15 protein-coding genes and 3 pseudogenes are annotated in these 22,276 nt (G+C 44.4%); all 18 read right to left on the reverse strand.

What is annotated here, in order from left to right; all coding sequences use genetic code 11:
* Window positions 1–79: 79 nt before the first annotated feature.
* Entirely contained in the window at window positions 80–1,363 is a 1,284-nt protein-coding gene (locus tag DW996_RS07570; protein ID WP_118535321.1) for an aminotransferase class I/II-fold pyridoxal phosphate-dependent enzyme, read from the reverse strand.
* Window positions 1,364–1,445: 82 nt separating this feature from the next.
* On the reverse strand, window positions 1,446–2,771 hold the full coding sequence (locus DW996_RS07575; protein ID WP_118535322.1) for a replication-associated recombination protein A: 1,326 nt from the start codon (window positions 2,769–2,771) through the stop codon (window positions 1,446–1,448).
* A gap of 199 nt (window positions 2,772–2,970) precedes the next feature.
* Window positions 2,971–3,672, reverse strand: a complete 702-nt coding sequence (locus DW996_RS07580; protein ID WP_158573055.1) for a polysaccharide deacetylase family protein — start codon at window positions 3,670–3,672, stop codon at window positions 2,971–2,973.
* Window positions 3,673–3,753: 81 nt separating this feature from the next.
* Window positions 3,754–6,344 (reverse strand): annotated as a pseudogene (clpB, locus tag DW996_RS14830) (ATP-dependent chaperone ClpB).
* 27 nt (window positions 6,345–6,371) lie between these two features.
* The gene (locus DW996_RS07590; RefSeq protein WP_118281674.1) at window positions 6,372–7,349 is read right to left on the reverse strand and encodes a DnaJ C-terminal domain-containing protein; all 978 of its coding nucleotides are present in this window, start codon (window positions 7,347–7,349) and stop codon (window positions 6,372–6,374) included.
* A 76-nt stretch (window positions 7,350–7,425) separates the two neighbouring features.
* Entirely contained in the window at window positions 7,426–7,854 is a 429-nt protein-coding gene (locus tag DW996_RS07595; RefSeq protein WP_118281673.1) for an Hsp20/alpha crystallin family protein, read from the reverse strand.
* A gap of 208 nt (window positions 7,855–8,062) precedes the next feature.
* Window positions 8,063–8,584 carry a CarD family transcriptional regulator gene (locus DW996_RS07600; protein WP_243098737.1) on the reverse strand — a complete coding sequence of 174 codons (522 nt, stop codon included), beginning with the start codon at window positions 8,582–8,584 and terminating at the stop codon, window positions 8,063–8,065.
* A 185-nt stretch (window positions 8,585–8,769) separates the two neighbouring features.
* Entirely contained in the window at window positions 8,770–10,089 is a 1,320-nt protein-coding gene (locus DW996_RS07605) for an aspartate kinase (protein ID WP_118535324.1), read from the reverse strand.
* A 155-nt stretch (window positions 10,090–10,244) separates the two neighbouring features.
* A complete protein-coding gene (locus DW996_RS07610; RefSeq protein WP_158575273.1) occupies window positions 10,245–12,218 on the reverse strand; it encodes an ABC transporter permease in 1,974 nt (657 codons plus the stop codon).
* Complete coding sequence (locus DW996_RS07615) at window positions 12,211–12,978, reverse strand: ABC transporter ATP-binding protein (protein ID WP_118535326.1); 768 nt, start codon at window positions 12,976–12,978, stop codon at window positions 12,211–12,213. The genes DW996_RS07610 and DW996_RS07615 overlap by 8 nt, the downstream gene beginning before the upstream one ends.
* A gap of 146 nt (window positions 12,979–13,124) precedes the next feature.
* Window positions 13,125–14,105: a sensor histidine kinase gene (locus DW996_RS07620; protein ID WP_118535327.1), complete on the reverse strand. Its 981-nt coding sequence runs from the start codon at window positions 14,103–14,105 to the stop codon at window positions 13,125–13,127.
* An 8-nt stretch (window positions 14,106–14,113) separates the two neighbouring features.
* Complete coding sequence (locus DW996_RS07625; RefSeq protein WP_118535328.1) at window positions 14,114–14,791, reverse strand: response regulator transcription factor; 678 nt, start codon at window positions 14,789–14,791, stop codon at window positions 14,114–14,116.
* A 156-nt stretch (window positions 14,792–14,947) separates the two neighbouring features.
* Window positions 14,948–16,045, reverse strand: coding sequence for a sugar kinase (locus DW996_RS07630; protein WP_118281666.1), 1,098 nt, complete (start codon window positions 16,043–16,045; stop codon window positions 14,948–14,950).
* Between the two features lie 259 nt (window positions 16,046–16,304).
* A pseudogene (locus tag DW996_RS07635) lies at window positions 16,305–17,941 on the reverse strand (peptide ABC transporter substrate-binding protein).
* A 93-nt stretch (window positions 17,942–18,034) separates the two neighbouring features.
* The gene (locus DW996_RS07640) at window positions 18,035–19,024 is read right to left on the reverse strand and encodes an ABC transporter ATP-binding protein (RefSeq protein ID WP_118535329.1); all 990 of its coding nucleotides are present in this window, start codon (window positions 19,022–19,024) and stop codon (window positions 18,035–18,037) included.
* The gene (locus tag DW996_RS07645) at window positions 19,017–20,021 is read right to left on the reverse strand and encodes an ABC transporter ATP-binding protein (protein WP_118535330.1); all 1,005 of its coding nucleotides are present in this window, start codon (window positions 20,019–20,021) and stop codon (window positions 19,017–19,019) included. Before DW996_RS07645 ends, DW996_RS07640 begins: the two co-directional genes overlap by 8 nt.
* Window positions 20,022–20,035: 14 nt before the next feature.
* Window positions 20,036–21,082 (reverse strand): ABC transporter permease, encoded by a 1,047-nt coding sequence (locus tag DW996_RS07650; protein ID WP_118535331.1) that lies wholly within the window; start codon window positions 21,080–21,082, stop codon window positions 20,036–20,038.
* 11 nt (window positions 21,083–21,093) lie between these two features.
* Window positions 21,094–22,010 (reverse strand): annotated as a pseudogene (locus DW996_RS07655) (ABC transporter permease).
* Window positions 22,011–22,276: the final 266 nt, after the last annotated feature.

Consider the following 22,276-nt stretch of genomic DNA (forward strand, 5'->3'; position numbering starts at 1 on the left):
TTTGCCATGATCTTTCCTCCTAGAATCCCATCTTAACTACTCTATTCTACAAGCACTCACATCTGATAACAATGCCGTTTTAGTTCTCCAGTAGTTTCTCAATCGTTGCCACTTTTACACATACACAGAAGATTTCAGCAGCCTGTTTTAAGTCTTCCATCGTAGGATAAGATGGTGCAATTCTGATGACAGAATCTTTCGGATCCTTTCCATATGGGAATGGCGCACCTGCCGGTGTCAGCACAACACCAGCCTCTTTTGCCAGTGCAACGACACGCTTGGCGCAGCCCTCATTTGTCTCATATGTGATGAAATAACCGCCCATCGGCTTGATCCATGATCCTGCTCCCAGACCGGAAAGTTGGCTTTCCAAAGTTTCCAGTACCAGTTCAAATCTAGGTCTTAAAAATTCTGCATGTTTTTCCATATGTTTTGCAATGCCATCGGCATCTTTAAAGAAACGGACATGACGCAACTGGTTGACCTTGTCAAAACCGATCGTCTGAATAGTCAGTGACTTCTTGATATCCGCAAGGTTTGCCTCAGATGCTGCAATGGCTGCAATGCCACCTCCGGCAAAGGAGATCTTGGAGGTAGAGCAGAACTCAAATACCATATCCGGGTTGCCTGCCTTCTCACATTCATCCAAAATATTTAAGATCTTTCCCTTTTCTGCGCCATACAGATGATGTACGGCATAAGCGTTATCCCAAAAGATACGGAAATCTTTTGCTGCCGGCTTTAATGCTGCCATACGTCTCACCGTCTCATCAGAGTAGATCACGCCCTGTGGATTGGAGTACTTCGGTACACACCAGATACCCTTGATGGCATCATCCTCTGCTACCAATTTTTCCACCATATCCATATCCGGTCCTTCTTCTGTCATTGGCACATTGATCATTTCCACGCCGAAATGCTCGGTCACTGCAAAATGACGATCATAGCCAGGCACCGGACATAAGAATTTTACTTTATCTAATTTACACCAAGGGGTCTGGCCCAAATAACCCAAAAGCATTCCACGAGCCACCATGTCATACATGGTATTTAAACTGGAATTGCCACAAACAATGACCTGTTCCGGTCTGACTTCCATAATACCTGCCATAAGACGCTTTGCCTCAGGGATGCCGTCCAGTCCGCCGTAATTACGTGTATCCAGACCGTTTTCTGCCTGCATCAAAGACTCTGCATCCACTGCATTGAGCAGCCCCATGCCCAGATCCAACTGCCCGCTGGATGGTTTACCACGGGACATATCGAGTTTCAGACCCTTGTCCTGATACTCTTTGTAGATCTGACGTACCTTTGTCAGTTCTTCCTGCAACTGTTCCTTTGTCATGTCTGCATATGTTTGCATGCTATTTGTTCCTCCTGTTGCTTGTTCCTTTATTAAATAAACTTTGCCGACCGCTGTCATCGCCCGCAAAGGTCATTTCCTCTTACTCCGCTTCTCTGCGGATCTTTTCCAGATGATCCCGGATCTGTTTTTCGTAGCCCATATCTGTCGGCTCATAAAAACGTGTGCCTGCTAAAGCATCCGGCAGATATTGCTGTGCGACATAATGGTTTTTAAAATCATGTGCGTATTGATAACCAATGCCATGTCCCAGTTTACCGGCAGATTTGTAATGCGAATCCTGCAAATGTACCGGGATCGGTGGTGTCTGTCCGCTTGCCACCATATGCATGGCTGCATCAATGGACAGATAAGAGGCATTACTCTTGGGTGCACATGCCACATAGTTGGTAGCCTCAGCCAGGATGATCTGGCTCTCCGGCATGCCGATGCGTTCCACTGCCTGTGCTGCTGCCACGGCAACCTGCAAAGCCTGCGGGTCTGCATTTCCCACATCCTCTGCTGCACAGATCATGATGCGTCGTGCGATGAATTTGACATCCTCTCCGGCATAGAGCATCCGCGCCAGATAATAGATAGCTGCGTCCGGGTCAGATCCCCGCATACTCTTGATAAAAGCCGAGATTGTGTCGTAGTGGTTGTCCCCACTCTTATCATACTTCACAACACGCCTTTGGATACATTCACTCGCCACGGATAAAGTAATGTGGATCTTCCCATCCGCAGAAGGCTCTGTCGTAAGAACGCCAAGTTCAATGGCTGTCAGTGCACTTCTGGCATCTCCATTTGCCATATCGCTCAGAAAATCAAGCGCATCATCATCAATGACCGCTCCATAAGAGCCAAGTCCTTTTGCACTGTCGGTCAGTGCGCGCCGGATCAAAGTCTTGATGTCCTCCTGGGATAATGGCTTTAGTTCAAAGATGATGGATCTGGATAAAAGCGCGCCGTTGACCTCAAAATATGGGTTTTCCGTCGTTGCTCCGATCAGAATGACCGTTCCATCTTCCACAAAAGGCAAGAGGTAATCCTGCTGTCCCTTGTTAAAACGGTGGATCTCATCAATGAAAAGAATGGTCTTTTTGCCATACATGCCCCGCATGTTCTTGGCATTTTCCACGACCTGCTCCATGTCTTTCTTGCCTGCCGCCGTCGCATTAATGGATGTAAATTCCGCGCTGGTCGTATTGGCAATGACCTTGGCAAGGGTCGTCTTTCCGGTTCCCGGCGGTCCATAGAAAATAATGGATGATATCTTGTCCGCCATGATGGCACGATACAAGAGTTTGTCCTTTCCTATGATATGCTGCTGTCCGACGACTTCATCCAGACTCGTCGGCCGCATACGGGATGCCAAAGGAGATTCCTTTTTTCCATTTTCCTGTCGCATGTAATCAAATAAATCCATGTTTCCTCCGAAATTGCATTTTAAAATATAAAATCTTGCATATTTACTTGCATATTTCCTATTTCTTCTTGCATTTTCGTTTTAAAATGCAGGATTTCGTATCTGATTATGCATCACACCTAATAAGATACTAAATAATGGGAAAAAGTACAAGTCTTTTGTCATATATATTTTCTATCACTTGTATGTCATAAACCTATCACGGTTCCACAAGGCGGTCGACTGTCACAAAGGTATAGCCCATTTCCTGCAAAGCCGGAATGAGTTCCCGGACTGCCTCCACAGTGGACGGATAAGCGTCGTGCATTAAAATAATATCATTTTCTCCCACATTTTTCACTACCTTACAATAAACCTGCTCCGCGTTCTGTAGGCTCCAATCCAGAGTATCCACATCCCAGAAGATCCAGAACATGCCTGTCTGCTTTTCCAAGGTCTCATTTTTGCAACCAAACGGCGGGCGGAAAAATTGCGGACGTTTTCCGGTCAGACCTTCTAAAATATCATTCGTCTTTGTTATCTCCTCTGTTGTCTCATCCGCGGAGATCTGGCAGACATTGGCGTGCGTATAAGTGTGATTTCCGATCAGATGCCCGGCATCGCTTACCTTTTTTACAACATCCGGATAGAGTTCTGCTTCTTTTCCCATCATAAAAAAACTCGCCTTTATACCTGCCTGATCCAAGACATCAAGGATCTCCTCTGTATAGACCGGATGGGGACCGTCATCAAAAGTCAGGGCTACGAGTTTTTCCGCCGGGTCTGCCCAGTCTGCATTGCTTATGACTGTCGCAGTCTTTCGCACCGGGTCCGATCCTTCATAGACCGCATACTGCCAGAAAAGTCCGCCACACGTCACAAGCAGTCCAAAAAGTCCAGTCAGGATATACTTCTTTTTCATAAAAAAAGCCAGCCCTGACTTTTTGCCAAGACTGGCTCTGCTCTTATTCTTCATACTATAGTATATGAAAAATGTGCTCTTTTATGCCTGATGCTTTACGACAGCGGTCAATTCTGTACCCGCTACATCAATATAAATGGTATCGCCCATATCCACTTCATCTGCCAAAATGCATTTGGCTGCCATGGTCTCTACATACTTTTGCAGATACCGCTTGAGTGGTCTTGCACCATAGATCGGATCATAACCATGATCGACAATGTAGGTCTCTGCCTCCGGTGACAATTCCACACGGATCTCACGGTCTGCCAGACGTCCGTTCAACTCCTCCATGAGAAGCGTCACGATATGACCGATATTATCCTTGGTAAGCGGCTTGAACAAAATGGTCTCATCCAGACGGTTCAAAAATTCCGGTCTGAAATGCTGACGCAGTTCGTTCATCACGGCATCTTCGGCTTCCGGTCGGATATTGCCATTTTCATCAATGCCCTCCAACAGATAGGAAGACCCCAAATTACTGGTCATGATGATAATGGTATTTTTAAAGTCAACCGTCCTGCCCTGTGAATCTGTGATACGTCCATCGTCTAAGACCTGCAAGAGGACATTGAAGACATCCGGGTGCGCCTTTTCCACCTCGTCAAAGAGGACAACGGAATAAGGTTTTCTGCGGACTGCCTCTGTCAGTTGTCCGCCCTCATCATAGCCGACATATCCAGGAGGCGCTCCGATCAGACGGGAAACGGAATACTTCTCCATGTACTCGCTCATATCCAGACGTACCATGTTGTTCTCATCGTCAAACAGGCTTGCCGCCAATGTCTTTGCCAGTTCCGTCTTACCTACACCGGTAGGTCCTAAGAAAAGGAAGGATCCGATCGGTTTGTCCGGGTCTTTGATACCCGCTTTGGAACGGATGATGGCTTCACTGACCTTGGTCACGCCCTCATCCTGACCGATGACCCGCTTGTGGAGTTCCTCTGCTAAGTGCAGGGTCTTATTGCGCTCGCTCTCATTTAATTTTGCCACCGGAATACCGGTCCAGCGGGAGATGATACGGGCGATCTCCTCCTCGGTCACGCTCTCGTGGACAAGACTCATATCCTTATTCTTGATCAGTTCTTCTTCCTGCTCCAACTGCTTTTCCAACTGTGGCAGTTTGCCGTATTGGAGTTCTGCCGCCTTTTCCAGATCATAATTCTGCTGGGCGATCTTAATCTCATTGCGCAGGCTCTCCAGTTCCTCTCGTAACTGGGAAACCTTTTCTACTGCGTGCTTTTCATTATCCCACTGGGCTTTCTGTCCGGAGAATTTCTCCCGCAGTTCGGAAAGTTCTTTTTGCAGATTTTCCAGACGCTCCTGACTCAAATGATCGTCCTCTTTTTTCAGCGCAGTCTCCTCGATCTGAAGCTGCATGATACGACGGTTGAGTTCGTCCAACTCTGTCGGCATGGAATCCAATTCCGTCTTGATCAGGCACACGCCTCATCGACCAGATCGATCGCCTTATCCGGCAGGAAACGGTCTGAGATATAACGGTTGGATAAAGTTGCCGCAGAAACCAACGCACCATCTGTGATCTTAACGCCATGGAATACTTCATAACGTTCTTTCAGACCACGCAGGATGGAAATGGTGTCTTCGACCGATGGTTCATCCACCATAACCGGCTGAAAACGTCGCTCCAGCGCCGGATCTTTTTCAATGTATTCCCTGTATTCATCCAGAGTCGTTGCACCGATACAATGCAATTCTCCACGCGCAAGCATTGGTTTTAACATATTGCCCGCATCCATGGCACCGTCTGTCTTTCCGGCACCAACGATGGTATGCAGTTCATCGATAAAGAGGATGATCTCGCCATCGGAATTCTTAATCTCATCCAAAACAGCTTTCAGACGTTCCTCAAACTCACCACGATATTTTGCACCGGCGACCAGTGCACCCATATCCAGGGCAAACAACTTCTTGTCCTTCAGTCCTTCCGGTACATCCCCGCGGACAATTCGCTGTGCCAGACCCTCTACAGCTGCCGTTTTGCCGACACCCGGCTCACCGATCAGTACCGGGTTATTCTTGGTCTTACGGGATAGGATACGAATCACATTGCGGATCTCTGCGTCTCGTCCGATGACCGGATCAAGTTTCTGGTCTCTGGCACGTTCGACCATATCATAACCGTATTTCTCCAAGGTATCATAGGTTGCTTCCGGATTGTCCGTCATCACCCTCTGGTTGCCCCGCACGGTAGAAAGTGCCTGTAAAAAGCGGTCTCTGGTAATGCCATACTCCTTAAAGATTTCCTTGATGGCACGATTCGGGTAACGGATCATGGCAAGGAAAAGGTGCTCGACGGAGACATACTCGTCCCCCATCGCCTTTGCCTCATCCTCTGCATGGATGAGTACCTGATTTAAGTCCTTACCGACATAGACCTGCCCCCCGGAGACTTTTGTCCTTGCCTCCAGATGCCGGATGGCATTATCCTTAAAATGTTCTAACTGTATCTCCATCTTTTCGATCATCTGCGGGATCAGTCCATTTTCCTGCTGCAAAAGAGCGACCAAAAGATGTTCCTGTTCGATCTCCTGATTTCCATATTCATATGCCAATTTCTCACAGTCCTGCACTGCTTCCATTGACTTTTGTGTAAATTTCTGGATGTTCATATGCTTCACCTCCTAAATCTTATCTTATCACGCAGACGCTCTTTCTGCACCTGCATATTCTCTTAATTTTTGTTTTGCCATCGCATTCAGATGTCTCGGCACATCGACCTCCACGGTCACGTACTGATCGCCGTGGAATTGCGCATTCCGCATGGAGACGATACCCTTATTTTTCAGACGGATCTTGCTGCCGGACTGGGTGCCCTCTTTGATCTGACACTCGACATCGCCGTACAAGGTGTGGACTCTGGCAGATCCGCCCAGGGCTGCCGTTACAAATGGCACACGGATGGTCGAATAGACATCCATGCCTTCCCTACGGAAAGCCTTACTGTCAAGCACATGGACTGCCAGCATCAGATCACCATTCTTGCCACCATTTATGCCCGGCTGACCTTTTCCTGCAAGTCGTACAGTCTTCCCCTCATCGATTCCTGCCGGAATATGCACCGACAAAGTCTGCGGCTGTCTGCCGGATGGATCAGAGATCGTGATCTGCTTGTCACAGCCAAAGGCTGCATCTTCAAAGGATATGGTGATCTCTGCATGCAGATCTTTTCCTTTCATTGCACGGTTGCCAAAGCCCTGAGATCTGCCGCCAAAACCGGAGCCACCACCACCAAAAGCACCTCCAAAGATGGAATCAAAGATATCTCCCATATCATCCATATTGCCGCCTTCAAAATGAAACTCCATGCCATCACCATTGCGATAGAACTTGGTTCCCCCGAAGCCGGAGCCGCCAAAACCACTTGCCTGGTTCGGATCAAAGCCTTCTGTAAAGGCAGCGTGTCCAAACTGGTCGTACAACTTTCTTTTTTCTTTATCACTCAAGACATCATAGGCTTCTGTGATCTCTTTAAACTTTTCTTCCGCCTTTGCATCCCCCGCATTGGTATCGGGATGGTATTTCTTTGCCAATCGCCGAAACGCTTTCTTTATCGTACTCTCATCTGCTTTCTTGTCGACACCCAAGACTTCATAATAATCTCTCTTGGCAGACATCCCAACTCACCTACTTTCTTATTTAAAAGAAAACTGGCTACGGATTGTAGCCAGCCTCTTTTGTTCCTATCATCGATCACTCAATGGCGATCGTCTTTTTCTGCTCTACCTTCGGCTGGGCTTCCTTCTTTGGAATATCCAACTTCAAAGTACCGTTTTCAAATTTCGCCTTGATGTCCTCATGGGTGATATCTTCACCTACATAAAAACTTCTCTGGCAGGAACCACTGTAACGCTCCTTGCGAATGTACTTGCCATCTTCGGATTTCTCCTCGTCATTCGTGCTCGTTGTAGCACTGATGATCAGATAGCCATCCTTCAATTCCGCGTTTACATTTTCCTTACTATATCCCGGAAGATCAATCACCACTTCGTAACCTGTCTCTGTTTCTTTGACATCCGTCTGCATCAGGTTTGCCTTAGCAGTCGGTGTGGTCTTTCTCTCCTGTGGGAATACAAAGAAATCATCCATAAAATCATTTCCAAAAATACTAGGCATTAACATAAGTCATCGCTCCTTCCATATCATCAAAACTATTTGTTTTCTTATCTCATTGTTTTAATGTCTTTTCTTTTGACAATTATGTTATAGCACCTTTATTAGCACTCGTCAATAGTGAGTGCTAATAATTTTTGAAAATTCACAAAATCGTCACAAAAATCCCCAGACGGATCTTTTCCATCTGGGGATTGCTGTTTACTCTTTCTTTATTTTATGCGACTACCATATGTTCTTCGATAAAGTTCTCCACCTGATTGCGGGGGATCTCCAGCACCGCGGAAATCTCCGAGTACAACTGCATCTCCGCCATCTTCATGTAACGCTCATCTAAGGCAGTCATCTTCTTGCCCTTTTCCATGCGTCCGCGTCCACGCTCCCGTACGGTCTTTAATAGACGAACCCATTCCTTGCCGTCCAGACTACGGATGCACTCCTTGTATTCGTTCTCACGCTGCTTGTCATTGGTCACGTTTAACATATCGATCTGCGGCATCGCCTTGATCAGTGACATGACATCATCCTTGGTCATAACCCGGCGAATGGAAAGTTTGGGATTGTCCACCGGTGCATACATGATGCTGGTGCCATCTGTCGTCGGCGACAAATAATAATACTGCCGGTCTTTTGGCACATTCGGCATATCCAGGGTGTCGATCTTTACAATCTCGCATACACCATGATGACCATACACTACTCGTTCGCCCACTTCAAACATCTTGACACATCCTTTCACCAATTTCGACAACTCCATCGAGTCCACGACAATTTACACACATTTTACCTATATACATATATATTTTATCAACTTTTGGCAAAAAATGTAAGGGCGAATTTTCACAAAGTATATCTGAAACGCAAATGGATATTTTTCACAAACAAAAGGCACCTATCAAAAGGTGCCTTAAAAGATCCATATATCTAGATCTGTGTCATCACAAAGATATCGTAAATAGCCTTAATTGCATTGTCAAAATCATTGTTGCTGACACCGATGATGATGTTCAACTCGGAAGATCCCTGATCGATCATCTTAACATTGATGTTGGCATGTGCCAGTGCAGAGAAGATCCTTCCTGCTGTACCACGGGTAGACTTCATGCCACGGCCAACGACAGCGATCAGTGCCAGATCCGCTTCCAGATCAATGATGTCCGGATTTACGAGACGACGGATGGAAGAAATAACCTGCTGCTCCTTGCCCTCGAATTCTTCCTGATGAACAAAGACCGTCATGGTATCAATACCGGATGGCATATGCTCAATGGAAATACCATTCTCTTCAAATGCCTCCAGTGCTTTACGACAGAAGCCCACTTCTGAGTTCATCATATCTTTATCAATATTGACTGCTACAAAGCCCCTCTTACCGGCGATACCGGTAATGGTATAATCTGCCTTTTGACAGGTGCTTTCTACAATCATAGTTCCCGGTTCTTCCGGCGCATTGGTATTCTTAATATTGATCGGGATGCCCGCTTTGCGTACCGGGAAGATTGCATCTTCATGCAGCACGGAGGCTCCCATGTAAGAAAGCTCGCGCAATTCTCTGTAAGTAATCACTCTGATTGGCTGCGCGTCCTCTACAATTCTAGGATCTGCAACCAGACATCCGGAAACATCCGTCCAGTTCTCATATACGCTGGCATGTACGGCCTTCGATACAATCGATCCTGTAATATCAGATCCACCTCTGGAGAATGTCTTTACATTGCCATTGCTATCACTTCCGTAAAAGCCTGGAATCACGGCCTTTTCTACATGCGAGAGACGTTCTGCCATCACCTTATCTGTCTTATAATCATCAAAGTTTCCATTCTCGTCAAAGAAGATCACTTCTGCCGCATCAATAAACTCATAGCCTAAGTAGTTTGCCATAATGATACCATTTAAATATTCACCACGGCTGGCTGCATAATCTTCTCCGGCTTTATCTGCAAAGTTTTTTTCGATTATTCTGAATTCGTCTTCCAGAGAAAGTGTCAGATTCAGTCCATTGATAATGGAATTGTAACGTTCCTTAATTTTTTTCAGTGCACCCTTAAAGTCTTCCTCTGCTTCTGCTAATGCATAACAGGAATAAAGCATATCTGTTACTTTCGTATCCTTTGCATTACGTTTTCCCGGCGCACTCGGCACAACATAACGACGTGTCTCATCCGCGCGGATAATATCTCCTACCTTGGCAAACTGTGCTGCACTTGCCAGGGAACTTCCACCAAATTTTACTACTTTGACCATTGTTTTACTCCTTAACACTTGTGTATATATAAAAACCGTCCAATCAAATCAGATGCTTTCTATATCTTATACTGTTTCATCCATCGTTGCTACAATATATCCGTTCTCGATTATAGCATATTCTGTCAAGTGCACGCAATGGAAAAGCTTTTCGGTTATTCCTGTACGATACGATTGTATGTCCGGGCAGTCATCAGATACACCAGCACATAGATGATACCAAATACCACAAAGCATCCAACCATACATGCGACTAAAAGCGTTGTATTACGCATATTAAAGAGCGACAACATGCGACAGATAATCGGAAAAGCAAAACAGGTATGAATGCAGGCAGTCACAAGCGGCAGGAAAAATACAGTTAATACCTGGGAACGAATGGCAGAGGATACTTCCTCATGCGTCATACCAACCTGCTGCATAATATGAAATCGTTTCCGATCATCATAGCCTTCCGATAGCTGTTTATAATAAATGATCAAAACCGTTGCTATCAAAAAGAGTACACCGAGAAATGCACCCGTAAAGAACAAGCCACCATAAAGAGCATTTATTGCTTTCTCATTCACTTTTCGGTTTTCCACAGAAAAGCTGCTCATGTTTGCGGATGGATACGTTTGTATTTTCTTATAAAGTTCCCATTGCTGATCAGCATTTCCATCAATATCAATGCCATAATATGATCGCAACTCGTTAAAACTGTCATCATACTGATATGGTATGTGCTCTGCTATTTGCTCTACCGCTGCTTCATCCGGGAAAACAATGTAATATTCACTTGACATATAAGATGCCAATATGCCATTGCAAGGTGCCTTTTTCACTTCTTTTGCGCGATAATCCTGTCCCATAATCTCAATCGTATCTTTTCCATAGTGTTCATGAGCCGCATATACCAAAACCTCTCCCGGTTCCAACGTTTCCTTTGTATGCATGCTCTTATTATAATCCTCCAGATTTATGCAAAACAAGATTTTAGCAGACATCCCCATGGCAGTCGCATCCGCTTCAAATGCATTTCCCTGTCTTCGGGTATAAATAATACAACCGCGTGCATATATTTCATCCTTGACATCACAACCGGTTTCCTTTGCCATCTGATGAATGGCTTCTATCATCTTTTGATCGTCACTGCGACTTGTACCGGAAACATAACACATGTTCTGCATCGGATAACGCGTATATAAAATATCGTGCATACTAAATATCATGGAAGATGTCGTCGAAATCATCACAAGCACCATGGTGGAAAGTACGCAAATGTGAGCCAACCCTACGGCATTTTGCTTCATTCGGTACATCATACCGGAAACACTCACAAAATGGTTTGTCTTATAATAGAAGCTTTTCTTCTTTTTCAACAATTTTAGTAACGCAATACTCCCCGCTGTAAATAGCAGATATGTGCCAAAAATGACGCAGAGAACGGCTACGAAAAACATAGCAGTTGCAGACACCGGATCTTCTATTTTCAGCGAAATAGTATAGCCTGTCGCCAAAAGTATAAATCCAAGAATGGCAAGCAGCCATTTTGCACGTGGTTCCTTTTCTCCCATATCAGTGCCATGCAAAAGTTCGATCGGCGATGTCGCATGAATTTGCGCGATATCATAAAAATAATTTAGTGCCATTATGACAACAAATAGGAGCACCGTACGTCCAATCGCAAGTGGCGATACAAAAAAGCCAAGCGGAACCGAAAAACCTAACATGCGTATCAGAACGGCATACAAAAGTTTATCCAAAAGCATGCCAAAAAGGATTCCTGCGAAAAGTCCTATCGCAAGTACACCTAAGCTCTCCCAGAACAAGGTAATTGCCAGATGTTTTTTCTCTAAGCCAAGCATATGATAAACACCAAACTCTTTTCTTCTCTGCTTGATTAAAAAGCTGTTCGTATATAGCAAGAAAATCACAAGAAAAATCCGAACAACCCAGCAGGCAAATGTCAAAATAGAATTCATCGTATTAAAACCGAGCATGTTCTCAAATCCCGGATTGAGTGCCAGCGATTGTATAATGTAAAACATTGCCACCGCAGCGATCACGCTGAGAATATAGGGTGCATATATTTTTCCATTCTTTTTCATATTCGTTTTTGCCAGCTGGCGGTAAAATCCTTTACTCATTTTCATCACCGCCTGTCGTCAAGAGTGTCAGTGTATTGGCAATCTTTTGATACATTTCCTCATTCGTACTGTTGCCACGATACAACTGATGAAACACTTCGCCATCTTTAATAAACAAGACACGACTTGCATGCGATGCTGCTTTTGTCGAATGGGTTACCATCAAGATCGTCTGCCCTGCCGCATGCAGCTCTGAGAATACCTGTAATAATTCATCTGTTGCCTTCGAATCCAAAGCTCCTGTCGGTTCATCTGCGAGAAGCAGTTCTGGATCCATCATGAGTGCACGTGTCACTGCCGCACGCTGTTTCTGTCCACCAGACACTTCATATGGAAATTTATCTAAAACATCCTCTATGCCCAGTCTTTTTGCCAGAGGCTCTGCTTTTGCCTTCATCTCTTCTGGTTTTTTCCCTGCGAGCACCATTGGTAAATAAATGTTATCTCTCAAAGAAAAGGTATCCAACAAATTAAAATCCTGAAATACAAATCCCAAATGGTCACGACGGAATTTGGAAATTTCTTTTTCCGGTAAATCGGTAACATCACATCCATCTAAAAGAACACTGCCGCTCGTTGGTCGGTCGAGTGCTGCTAAAATATTCAAAAGTGTTGTCTTACCACTTCCGGATTCTCCCATAATTGCCACGTATTCTCCCTGCTCCACAGAAAAAGAAACATCCCATAATGCTTGCACCTGATTTCCGCCCAGACGCGTTTTATATATCTTTTCCAGACAATTTACTTCTAACATAGCCATATTTTCCTCCTGTCCTACACGCATCCCCTGCGTGCGCACTATCTTTTTTCATTACAAGCATACTTTAACAAAAGCCCTATAAGTCAACCATCGAATCGTGTGACATATAAGGCTTCTTATGTGACATTTTTGTAAGATAGCAAAAATTATTCTATTACCCGCTCTTCTCTGCGAAGATCCAGCGTAACGGTTGTCCCCTCGCCCACAGTTGATGTCAATAAAATACCATGATGCAGTCGGTCCATTGTCCGTTTACATAAATATAATCCCAGACCGGTGGATTTGTGGTCTGCTCTGCCATTATACCCCGTATATCCTTTTTCAAAAACGCGTGGCACATCTTCAGGTGCGATCCCAATTCCTGTGTCACGAATAGTAAGAAGTCCCGGCGTTTCCATGGCAATGGTTACACTTCCATGATTTGTATATTTGAGTGCATTGGAAAGCACCTGCTCTAACACAAAACAAAACCATTTTTCATCGGTAAGCACATGTGCTGCGACGGTATCATAACAGATAGCAATCTTTTTTTGCACAAAAACAGACGCGTATTTACGGATGGTCTTTCGTATCATCTCATCCAAATCATACGCATCAAAAACAAAGTCCGTTCCCGATTCCTCTAATCTTGTAAAATGAAGAATCATCTCTACATATTCTTCCATACGGAAAAGCTGCAGCTGCAGTTGTCTGCTTTCTGGCGTGTCTTCCTTTTGCAACAGCATATTCATCGCTGCCATCGGCGTCTTCACCTGATGCACCCACGTCGTATAATACTCCTGTCTTTCCTTTGTGGCGTTCTGCATTTGTTCTGCCTGTTTACAGTAGCGTTCCGTAAGCTCACTTAGCAAATCAAGATACTCTTTTTCTACCGGATTTTTTGTATCAAACAAGCATAATTCCCTGCTTCCCATATTCTGCGCAATCTGTTTTCTTTTTTCCTCTTTCTCACGAAATTGCGAAAAATCATGCACCATAAAGAGCAATACCAAAACAGTTGCCAGACCGCTTCCATACAAAACGCTCTCCAGTGCCTGACCATAAAGCATCTGAATCAAGATAGGAACAATGCAAAGAAGCAGCCATATACATATATATCCACGGCGATATTGTAAATATTTTTTCATATGACCTCCTATTCCAATGGCAAAAGATAGCCGGCGCCAACCTTTGTCACAATATAGTCATGAAGGCCAATGCCGTCTAATTTTTTACGCAGGCGATTCACATTGACGGTCAGCGTGTTTTCCTCTACATAATCATCCATCTGCCACAGACGCATCATAAGCGTATCACGACTGACGATTTCACCTTTGTGCTCCATCAATGTCTGCAAAATGCGAAATTCATTCTTTGTCAGTTTGATTTTCTGTCCATCATAGGTAATGGTAGAATCCATCAATCCCAGCATCAGACCCCGATGCTCCAACATAGGAAGCTGGTTTCCCATGTCATATGTCCGCCGAAGCATTGCTGTGATTTTTGCCATCATCACATCCAGATCGATGGGCTTTGCCAGGAAATCATCTCCCCCCATATTCATTGCCATAACAATATTCATATTATCAGAAGCTGACGATAAGAATATGACCAGCACTTGCGAAACCTGGCGGATCTGCGTACACCAGTGATATCCATTAAAAAACGGAAGCATGATATCCATCAAAACAAGATGTGGGTCGTACGCCGTAAATTCTGTCATAACATTTTGAAAATGCTCTACAATCCTGGCTTCGTTGCCCCAGGACTCTATCTTTTCTTTCATGGCGTTTGCCATGGTCGGGTCGTCTTCTACGATAAATATGCGGTACATGTGGTCTCCTTCTACATTTCAGACACTATTTCCTATCATTCTATCACTTTACGGCAAAAAGAAAAATCCCCGCAGGGAAAAGTCCCTGCGGGGTGACATAGTATTTATGTTGTATTTTAAGATATGGAAGTTCGTTCTCATTAAGTTGCTTTCGGCCTATCTCTGCACACGAGCTCCAGCACCACCCATGATTGCTTCTACTTCCTTCTTGCTAGCCATAGTAGTATCGCCAGGTGTTGTCATAGCAAGTGCACCATGTGCTGCACCGTAGTTAACTGCAAGTTCAGCATCGCCGGTTGTCATAAGACCGTAGATCAGTCCGGATGCGAAGGAATCTCCACCACCTACACGGTCCATGATCTCAAGTCCCTTGTAATCCTTAGCCTTGTGGATCTCACCATCTGCCCAGCAGATTGCGCTCCAGTCATTTACAGTTGCTGTCTTAACTTCACGAAGGGTTGTAGCAACAGCCTTGAAGTTAGGATATGTCTTAGCAGCCTCGTTGATCATCTTCTTGTATCCGTCAAGGTTGAGTTCCTTTAAGTTCTCATCATTTCCTTCGATCTCGAATCCAAGACATGCGGTAAAGTCTTCTTCGTTACCGATCATAACGTCAACATACTTAGCGATCTCCTTGTTGACTTCCTGAGCCTTAGCCTGTCCGCCAATAGCGCTCCACATAGATGGACGGTAGTTCAGATCGTAAGATACGATCGTGCCGTACTTCTTAGCAGCCTTGATCGCAGCGATAACAGTCTCGCATGACTGCTCTGAAAGTGCTGCATAGATACCGCCTGTATGCAACCAACGAGCACCAAGTTCACCAAAGATATAATCAAAGTCGAAATCTTCCGGCCTTGCCTTAGAGATTGCTGTGTTTGCTCTGTCAGAACATCCTACAGCACCACGGATACCAAATCCACGCTCCGTAAAGTTGATACCGTTACGGCAGATTCTTCCGATTCCGTCTGTATCCATCCACTTGATCAGAGAGGTATCAACGCCACCCTGAAGGATGAAATCTTCCATCAACTTACCTACTTCGTTATCAGCAAATGCTGTGATAACACCGGTATTCATGCCAAAGCATCTGCGAAGACCACGAACTACGTTGTATTCTCCGCCGCCTTCCCATGCACGGAACTGTCTTGCGGTGCGAATTCTGCCTTCGCCCGGATCCAGACGTAACATAACTTCACCCAATGAAACTGCGTCAAACTTGCACTCACTTGCTGGTCTTAAATTCAAATCCATTTCTCTTCTCCTTTTATTTAAAATATTACGATGCCCACCTAGACATCTTTTTCTACATAACTTACAAGTTGGAGTATAGCACGAAACAAATTTCTTGTTTTACTTTTTTACCAACACCACAACTTGTGCAATGTTTTCCACAAAATTTGCAATCCGCACCTCGCAAAATCTTCGATGTTTCTGGATTGCAAAATTTGTAAAAAAAGAGCTGTCCAAGTTGTGGACAGCTCTTTGAAAAATTTTATAAATTTCCTACGGATTACTCAGTAATGTCAGCGTACATGAAGTACCAGTATCCGTTAGATGCATGCCATGCACCTGTAACCTTGTCGCTCATGAGATAGAAATCATTGTAGTATGCAACTGGGATACATGCAGCATCATCCATAAGCATATCTTCTGCTTCGTGAAGTGCTGCAGAACGCTCTGCTGCGTCTGTAGTTGTTCTAGACTTCTCGATTACTGCATCGAATTCAGGGTTGCTGTATTTACCATCGTTGTTACCATTGTCTGTTGTGAACAGTTCAAGGATATTAGATGGATCAGAGTAGTCACCTACCCAACCATTACGAGATGACATGTAATCACCATTACGACGCATTGGTGTGAAGGAAGCCCATTCTACGACTTCTACATCAACATCAATACCAAGTTCGCCCCAAGCCTTCTGTAAGTACTCAGCAACTACCTTATGATATCCTGCATCATTTGTAGAATATGTGATCTTTGGAATTCCCTTTCCATCAGCATATCCAGCTTCTTTCAAGAGATCCTTTGCCTTCTGAGGTTTGCATCATAATCTGTTGTGCTGATATATTCCTTACCGCCATTAGCGTTCTCAGAGAAATCAGAACCATCTGTATCTTTCCATCCTGGTCCTACAAGATTACCAGCTGGAGAATATGTTCCCTGCATCAAAGTGTTTGCAACATAGTCACGATCGATAGCAAGTGAAAGTGCCTGACGAACCTGCTTGTTGTTAAATGGCTCTTTCTGAAGGTTCAAGCTTAAGTAGTATGTTCCGATGATTGGCTCTACATGGAAGTCATCAGAATCCTTAAGTGAAGGAATCTCTTCTGTAGGAACATCCTTGATCATCTGACATTCACCTGTCTGGTATGCGCTGTATGCAGCGTTTGCATCTTCGATCAAGTTGAACTTGATTCCGTCTAACTTAATAGAATCAGCATCCCAGTAATTAGGATTCTTCTTCATTAATACATAAGATCCTGGAACCCATTCAGTTACATAGAAAGGTCCGTTAGAAATATATGTATCTGCTGCTGTTGCCCAAGCATCACCATTTGCATCGATTGTTGCCTTCTGAACAGGATTCAATGTAGCAAATGCTGCAATAGATTCGAAGTATGGGCATGGATTTGCAAGATGTACAACAAATGTCTTGTCATCCTTTGCTTCAACGCCAAGCTTTTCGATGTCTCCAGCTGCTGCCTCATCAAATCCTTCAACCATTCCAAGAACAGTTGATGCATATGGAGCTGCTACGTTAGGATCGCAGACACGCTGCCAACTGTAAACGAAATCTTCTGCTGTCAAATCAGAACCATCTGACCACTTAAGACCATCTCTTAAATGGAATGTGTAGGTAAGTCCATCATCAGATACTTCCCACTTTTCAGCCTGTCCAGCTTCTGGATCGCCATTCTCATCGAGTTTCAAAAGACCCTCGAATGCGTGTAAGATCATCTCACCACCGTCGATTGCGGAGTTAAGTGCTGGATCAACTGTCTCTGGATCTGGACCAGTCTCAACAGATAAAATCTTTTCATCTGATGAAGCACTAGACTTCTTACCATCTCCTGAAGATGATCCACATGCTACAAGACCTACTGTCATTGCAGCAACGAGTAATAAGGAAATCACTCTCTTTTTCATATTTTTTCCTCCTTAAATATGGGCAGTTTCTTTTATACTGCCAGGTTTATATAAACACTGCGAGGGGAAAAACCTCGCAAGGTTTACCATAAATTACTGTACCTTATCCAGGTTGTGGCATGCTGCATAATGTCCCGGAGAAATCTCCCTGAATTCAGGAACTTCCTGCGCACACTGTTCTGTGGCATATGGGCATCTGGTACGGAAACGACATCCGGAAGGTGGATTTAAAGGACTTGGTACATCCCCTTCCAAAACAATACGTTTACTCTGTCTTGCAATCTTTGGATCTGCGATCGGGATCGCAGAAATCAGACTCTTTGTATATGGATGAACCGGGTGTGTTGTCAATTCATAACTGTCTGCCAGTTCTACCATTCTTCCTAAATACATAACACCGATACGATCTGAGATATGCTTTACTACAGATAAATCATGTGCAATGAAAAGATAGGTCAGACCCATTTCTTCCTGCAAGTCTTCAAACATGTTGATGACCTGTGCCTGAATGGATACATCCAGTGCGGAGATCGGCTCATCACAGACAATAAATTCTGGATTGACTGCAAGTGCTCTTGCAATACCAACACGCTGTCTCTGTCCACCGGAAAATTCATGTGGATAACGGTTCGCATGTTCAGAGTTTAATCCAACTTTACGAAGCATGTCAATAATTAATTCATATCTTTCTTGTTTATTTGCAGCAAGATTATGTGTATCGATCGCTTCACCAACGATATCTCCAACTGTCATACGTGGATCCAAACTAGCATATGGATCCTGGAACACAATCTGCATCTTCTTACGATATGGAAGCATCTGTGCCCACTGATTCTTTTCTACATCAAATACAACGTCTCCGTCATATGTAAAACGCCCGCCTGTTGGCTGATACAAACGCAACAGTGCACGACCTGTGGTAGTCTTACCGCATCCAGACTCACCTACAAGACCAAGTGTCTCGCCACGATTGATGCTAAAAGAAACATCATCTACCGCCTGAATGTACTTTTTATTCTTACCATGGCCTCCTGCTGGAAAGTACTGACGCAAATGTTCTACTTCGATAAATTTATCACTCATTTGCTTCTCCCTTCTCCATGGCTTCTTTCTGATTGAGCCAACATTGTGTATAGTGAACATCATCAAACTGGGTTACCGGTGGCATCTCGCGCAGGCAAATCTTCATACATGCTTCGCAACGAGGTGCAAAAGGACAACCTGCCGGAGGGTTCAAAAGATCCACTGGAGTTCCTTCGATCGGAACCAGTCTCTCATGTTCCTTGGTATCCAGTCTAGGGATAGAACGGATCAATCCCTTGGTATACATATGGTGTGGACGATAGAAAATATCATCTGTTGTACCATACTCGACGATTCTTCCTGCATACATAACCGCAATGCGGTCACACATGGAAGCAACAACACCCAGATCATGTGTGATCATGATGATCGCCATGCCGAGTTTGTCCTTGAGTTCCATCATCAGTTCCAGGATCTGTGCCTGAATGGTAACGTCCAATGCGGTTGTAGGCTCATCTGCGATCAATAACTTTGGTTCGCAGGCAAGTGCGATAGCGATCATAACACGCTGTCTCATACCACCGGACAACTCATGCGGATACTGCTTTAATCTCTTTTCCGGCTCGTTGATACCAACGAGTTCCAGCAATTCTTTTGCACGGGCATATGCCTGTTTTTTATCTTTGTCGGTATGCAGACGGATAACCTCCGTGATCTGATTACCGATGGTGTAAACCGGATTCAAACTGGTCATTGGATCCTGGAAAATGATAGAGATTTCTTTACCGCGGATCTTGCGCATCTCTTTTTCACCCATTTCCTCAATCTCGTGACCGTTAAACTGTAATGTACCACCTATCAATTTACCAGGATGAGCCGTCAGTCCCATCAGAGAATATGCCGTAACGGATTTACCGGAACCTGACTCTCCAACGATACCAAGGACTTCTCCCTCTTTTAAATGAATGGATACATCGTTAAGCGCTTTAACCTCTCCTGCCGGAGTAAAGAAGGAAAGACGCTCGTTCTTTATATCTACTAAGTATTCTTCTGCCATGACGCGTCCCCTTTCTAATTCTTTAACTTCGGATCGAATGCATCGCGAAGTCCATCACCTAACAGGTTAAAACTCAAAATGATCAAACTGATCGCAACAGCAGGGATGAACAAAAGGTATGGATAAGTTCCGATACCATTGATTGCATCACTTGCCAAACTTCCCAGTGAAGGAAGCGGAACTGCAACACCCATTCCCAAGAAACTCAGGAAAGACTCTGTAAAAATAGAGGATGGGATCTGCAAGGTTGTTGTAACGATCAATGTACCGATACAGTTGGTAAGCAGATGGTTCTTGATGATCTTACCATTGCTGACACCAAGTGCACGAGCTGCGGTAACATACTCGCTTTCCTTTAACATGAGGATCTGGCTTCGTACCATACGTGCCATACCTACCCAGTACAAAAGTGCGAATACGATGAAAATACTGATCAGGTTGGTTCCGACTGTCTGTACCCACTTAAATCCAGGTGCATTTGCCAGATTGTTCAGTGGATCTTTCAAAGCGAAAGATAAAAGTACGATCAAAAGCACGTCAGGAACCGTATATATGATATCTACGATTCTCATCATGATCAGATCGACCCAGCCGCCAAAGAAGGCTGCGATAGATCCGTAAATAGATCCGATCACCAGGATGATCGCTGTAGCGATCAAACCTACCAGAAGTGAGATACGGCTGCCCATCATAACACGGATGGCGTAGTCACGTCCCATCTTATCTGTACCGAAGACATGTGGGAATACGGATTCCCCGGCATCGATTCTTGCCTGCTCGTCTGCGGAATATGTAAACGGTGCAAGGTTGTTGGCACCCTTGATCTGCTCATCGTATGTATATGGATAGAACGATGGAACAATAAATGAGAAAATCATGACCAAAATGATAACAACGATAGATACCATTGCCACTTTGTTCTTTCTCAATCTGCGGAAACCGTCTTTCCAGAAACTAACGCTTTCCCGCATGATGACCTGACTCTGTTTTTCCTCCTCAGATGCAGGGAGAAAATCATCAGGATTCAAATCTAACTGAAAACTTAATGGATTCTTCTTCATCTCATTTCTCCTTACTTGAGTGTAATACGTGGGTCGATCAATTTATACACGATATCTACAACCACATTCATGACAATGATAAGGGTTGCAAGGAAGATTGTTGTTCCCATGATCAGTGTATAGTCACGTCCCTGAATGGCTCCGATAAATTCGCCGCCTAGTCCCGGGATCGTGAAGATCTTCTCAACTACGAAACTACCGGTTACTGTGTAAGCAAGCATAGGTCCTACATAGGTAACTACCGGTAAGATAGCATTACGAAGCGCATGCTTAAACAACTGTACTTTACCTGAAAGACCCTTTGCCTTTGCTGTACGCATGTAATCCTGTCCTAATACATCAAGCATAGAAGAACGCATCAGTCTCATGATATATGCTGTCGGGTAAAATGCCAATGCTGCGACCGGCATAATGTAGCTCTGCCATGAAGAAAGTCCCATGGTAGGAAGTATCTTGAACTTCACACCAAAGAAATACATCAGCACGGTACAGATAACGAAACTTGGCACCGCAATACCCATGGTCGATATGACGCTGATCAGACTATCGAGGAACTTGCCACGCTTCAAAGCAGCGATACTTCCAAGCAGTACCCCAAGTATCAGGGAAACCAATACAGAAATCCCACCAATCTTTGCAGATACCGGGAACTTCGCCTGAATGATACCTGCGACGGTACGCCCTCTCTGTTTTAAACTGTCACCAAAATCTCCGTGAGCCACCCCTGAAATATAAGTGACATACTGCTCACCTAATGGCTTGTCCAAGCCATATTTTGCCTCAAGCGCTGCCGTTGCCTGCGGGCTGATCGCTTTCTCTGAAAGGAATGGTCCACCAGGAACCATGTTCATCAGGAAGAAAGTAAGTGTGGCTACTGCCAGATCGTTACAATTGCAAGCGCTATTCTCTTTACAATGTACTTTAACATCTTGTTAATTTTCTCCTTCCAAGGTAAATCTTAATACCTAAAAAGAACGCAAAAACAGCGTTTCGCTTCCGCCCCATTGCGTTCAATCGAGAGTTATTATAGCACAGTGTTGTGCTAAAGTCTACACCAATTTTTCATGCCTATCACATTTTCAACACATTTGTTTTTTCGCGTATTTACGGCGTTTGCGGGGCTTTTTGCCCCGCAGGATTTCCATAATATTCACAAACTGTATATCTATTCATTTATTACCAGTTTCTTCTTAT

The sequence above is a fragment of the Roseburia sp. AM51-8 genome (assembly GCF_003478275.1).
Classification (GTDB): Bacteria; Bacillota; Clostridia; order Lachnospirales; family Lachnospiraceae; genus Pararoseburia; species Pararoseburia lenta.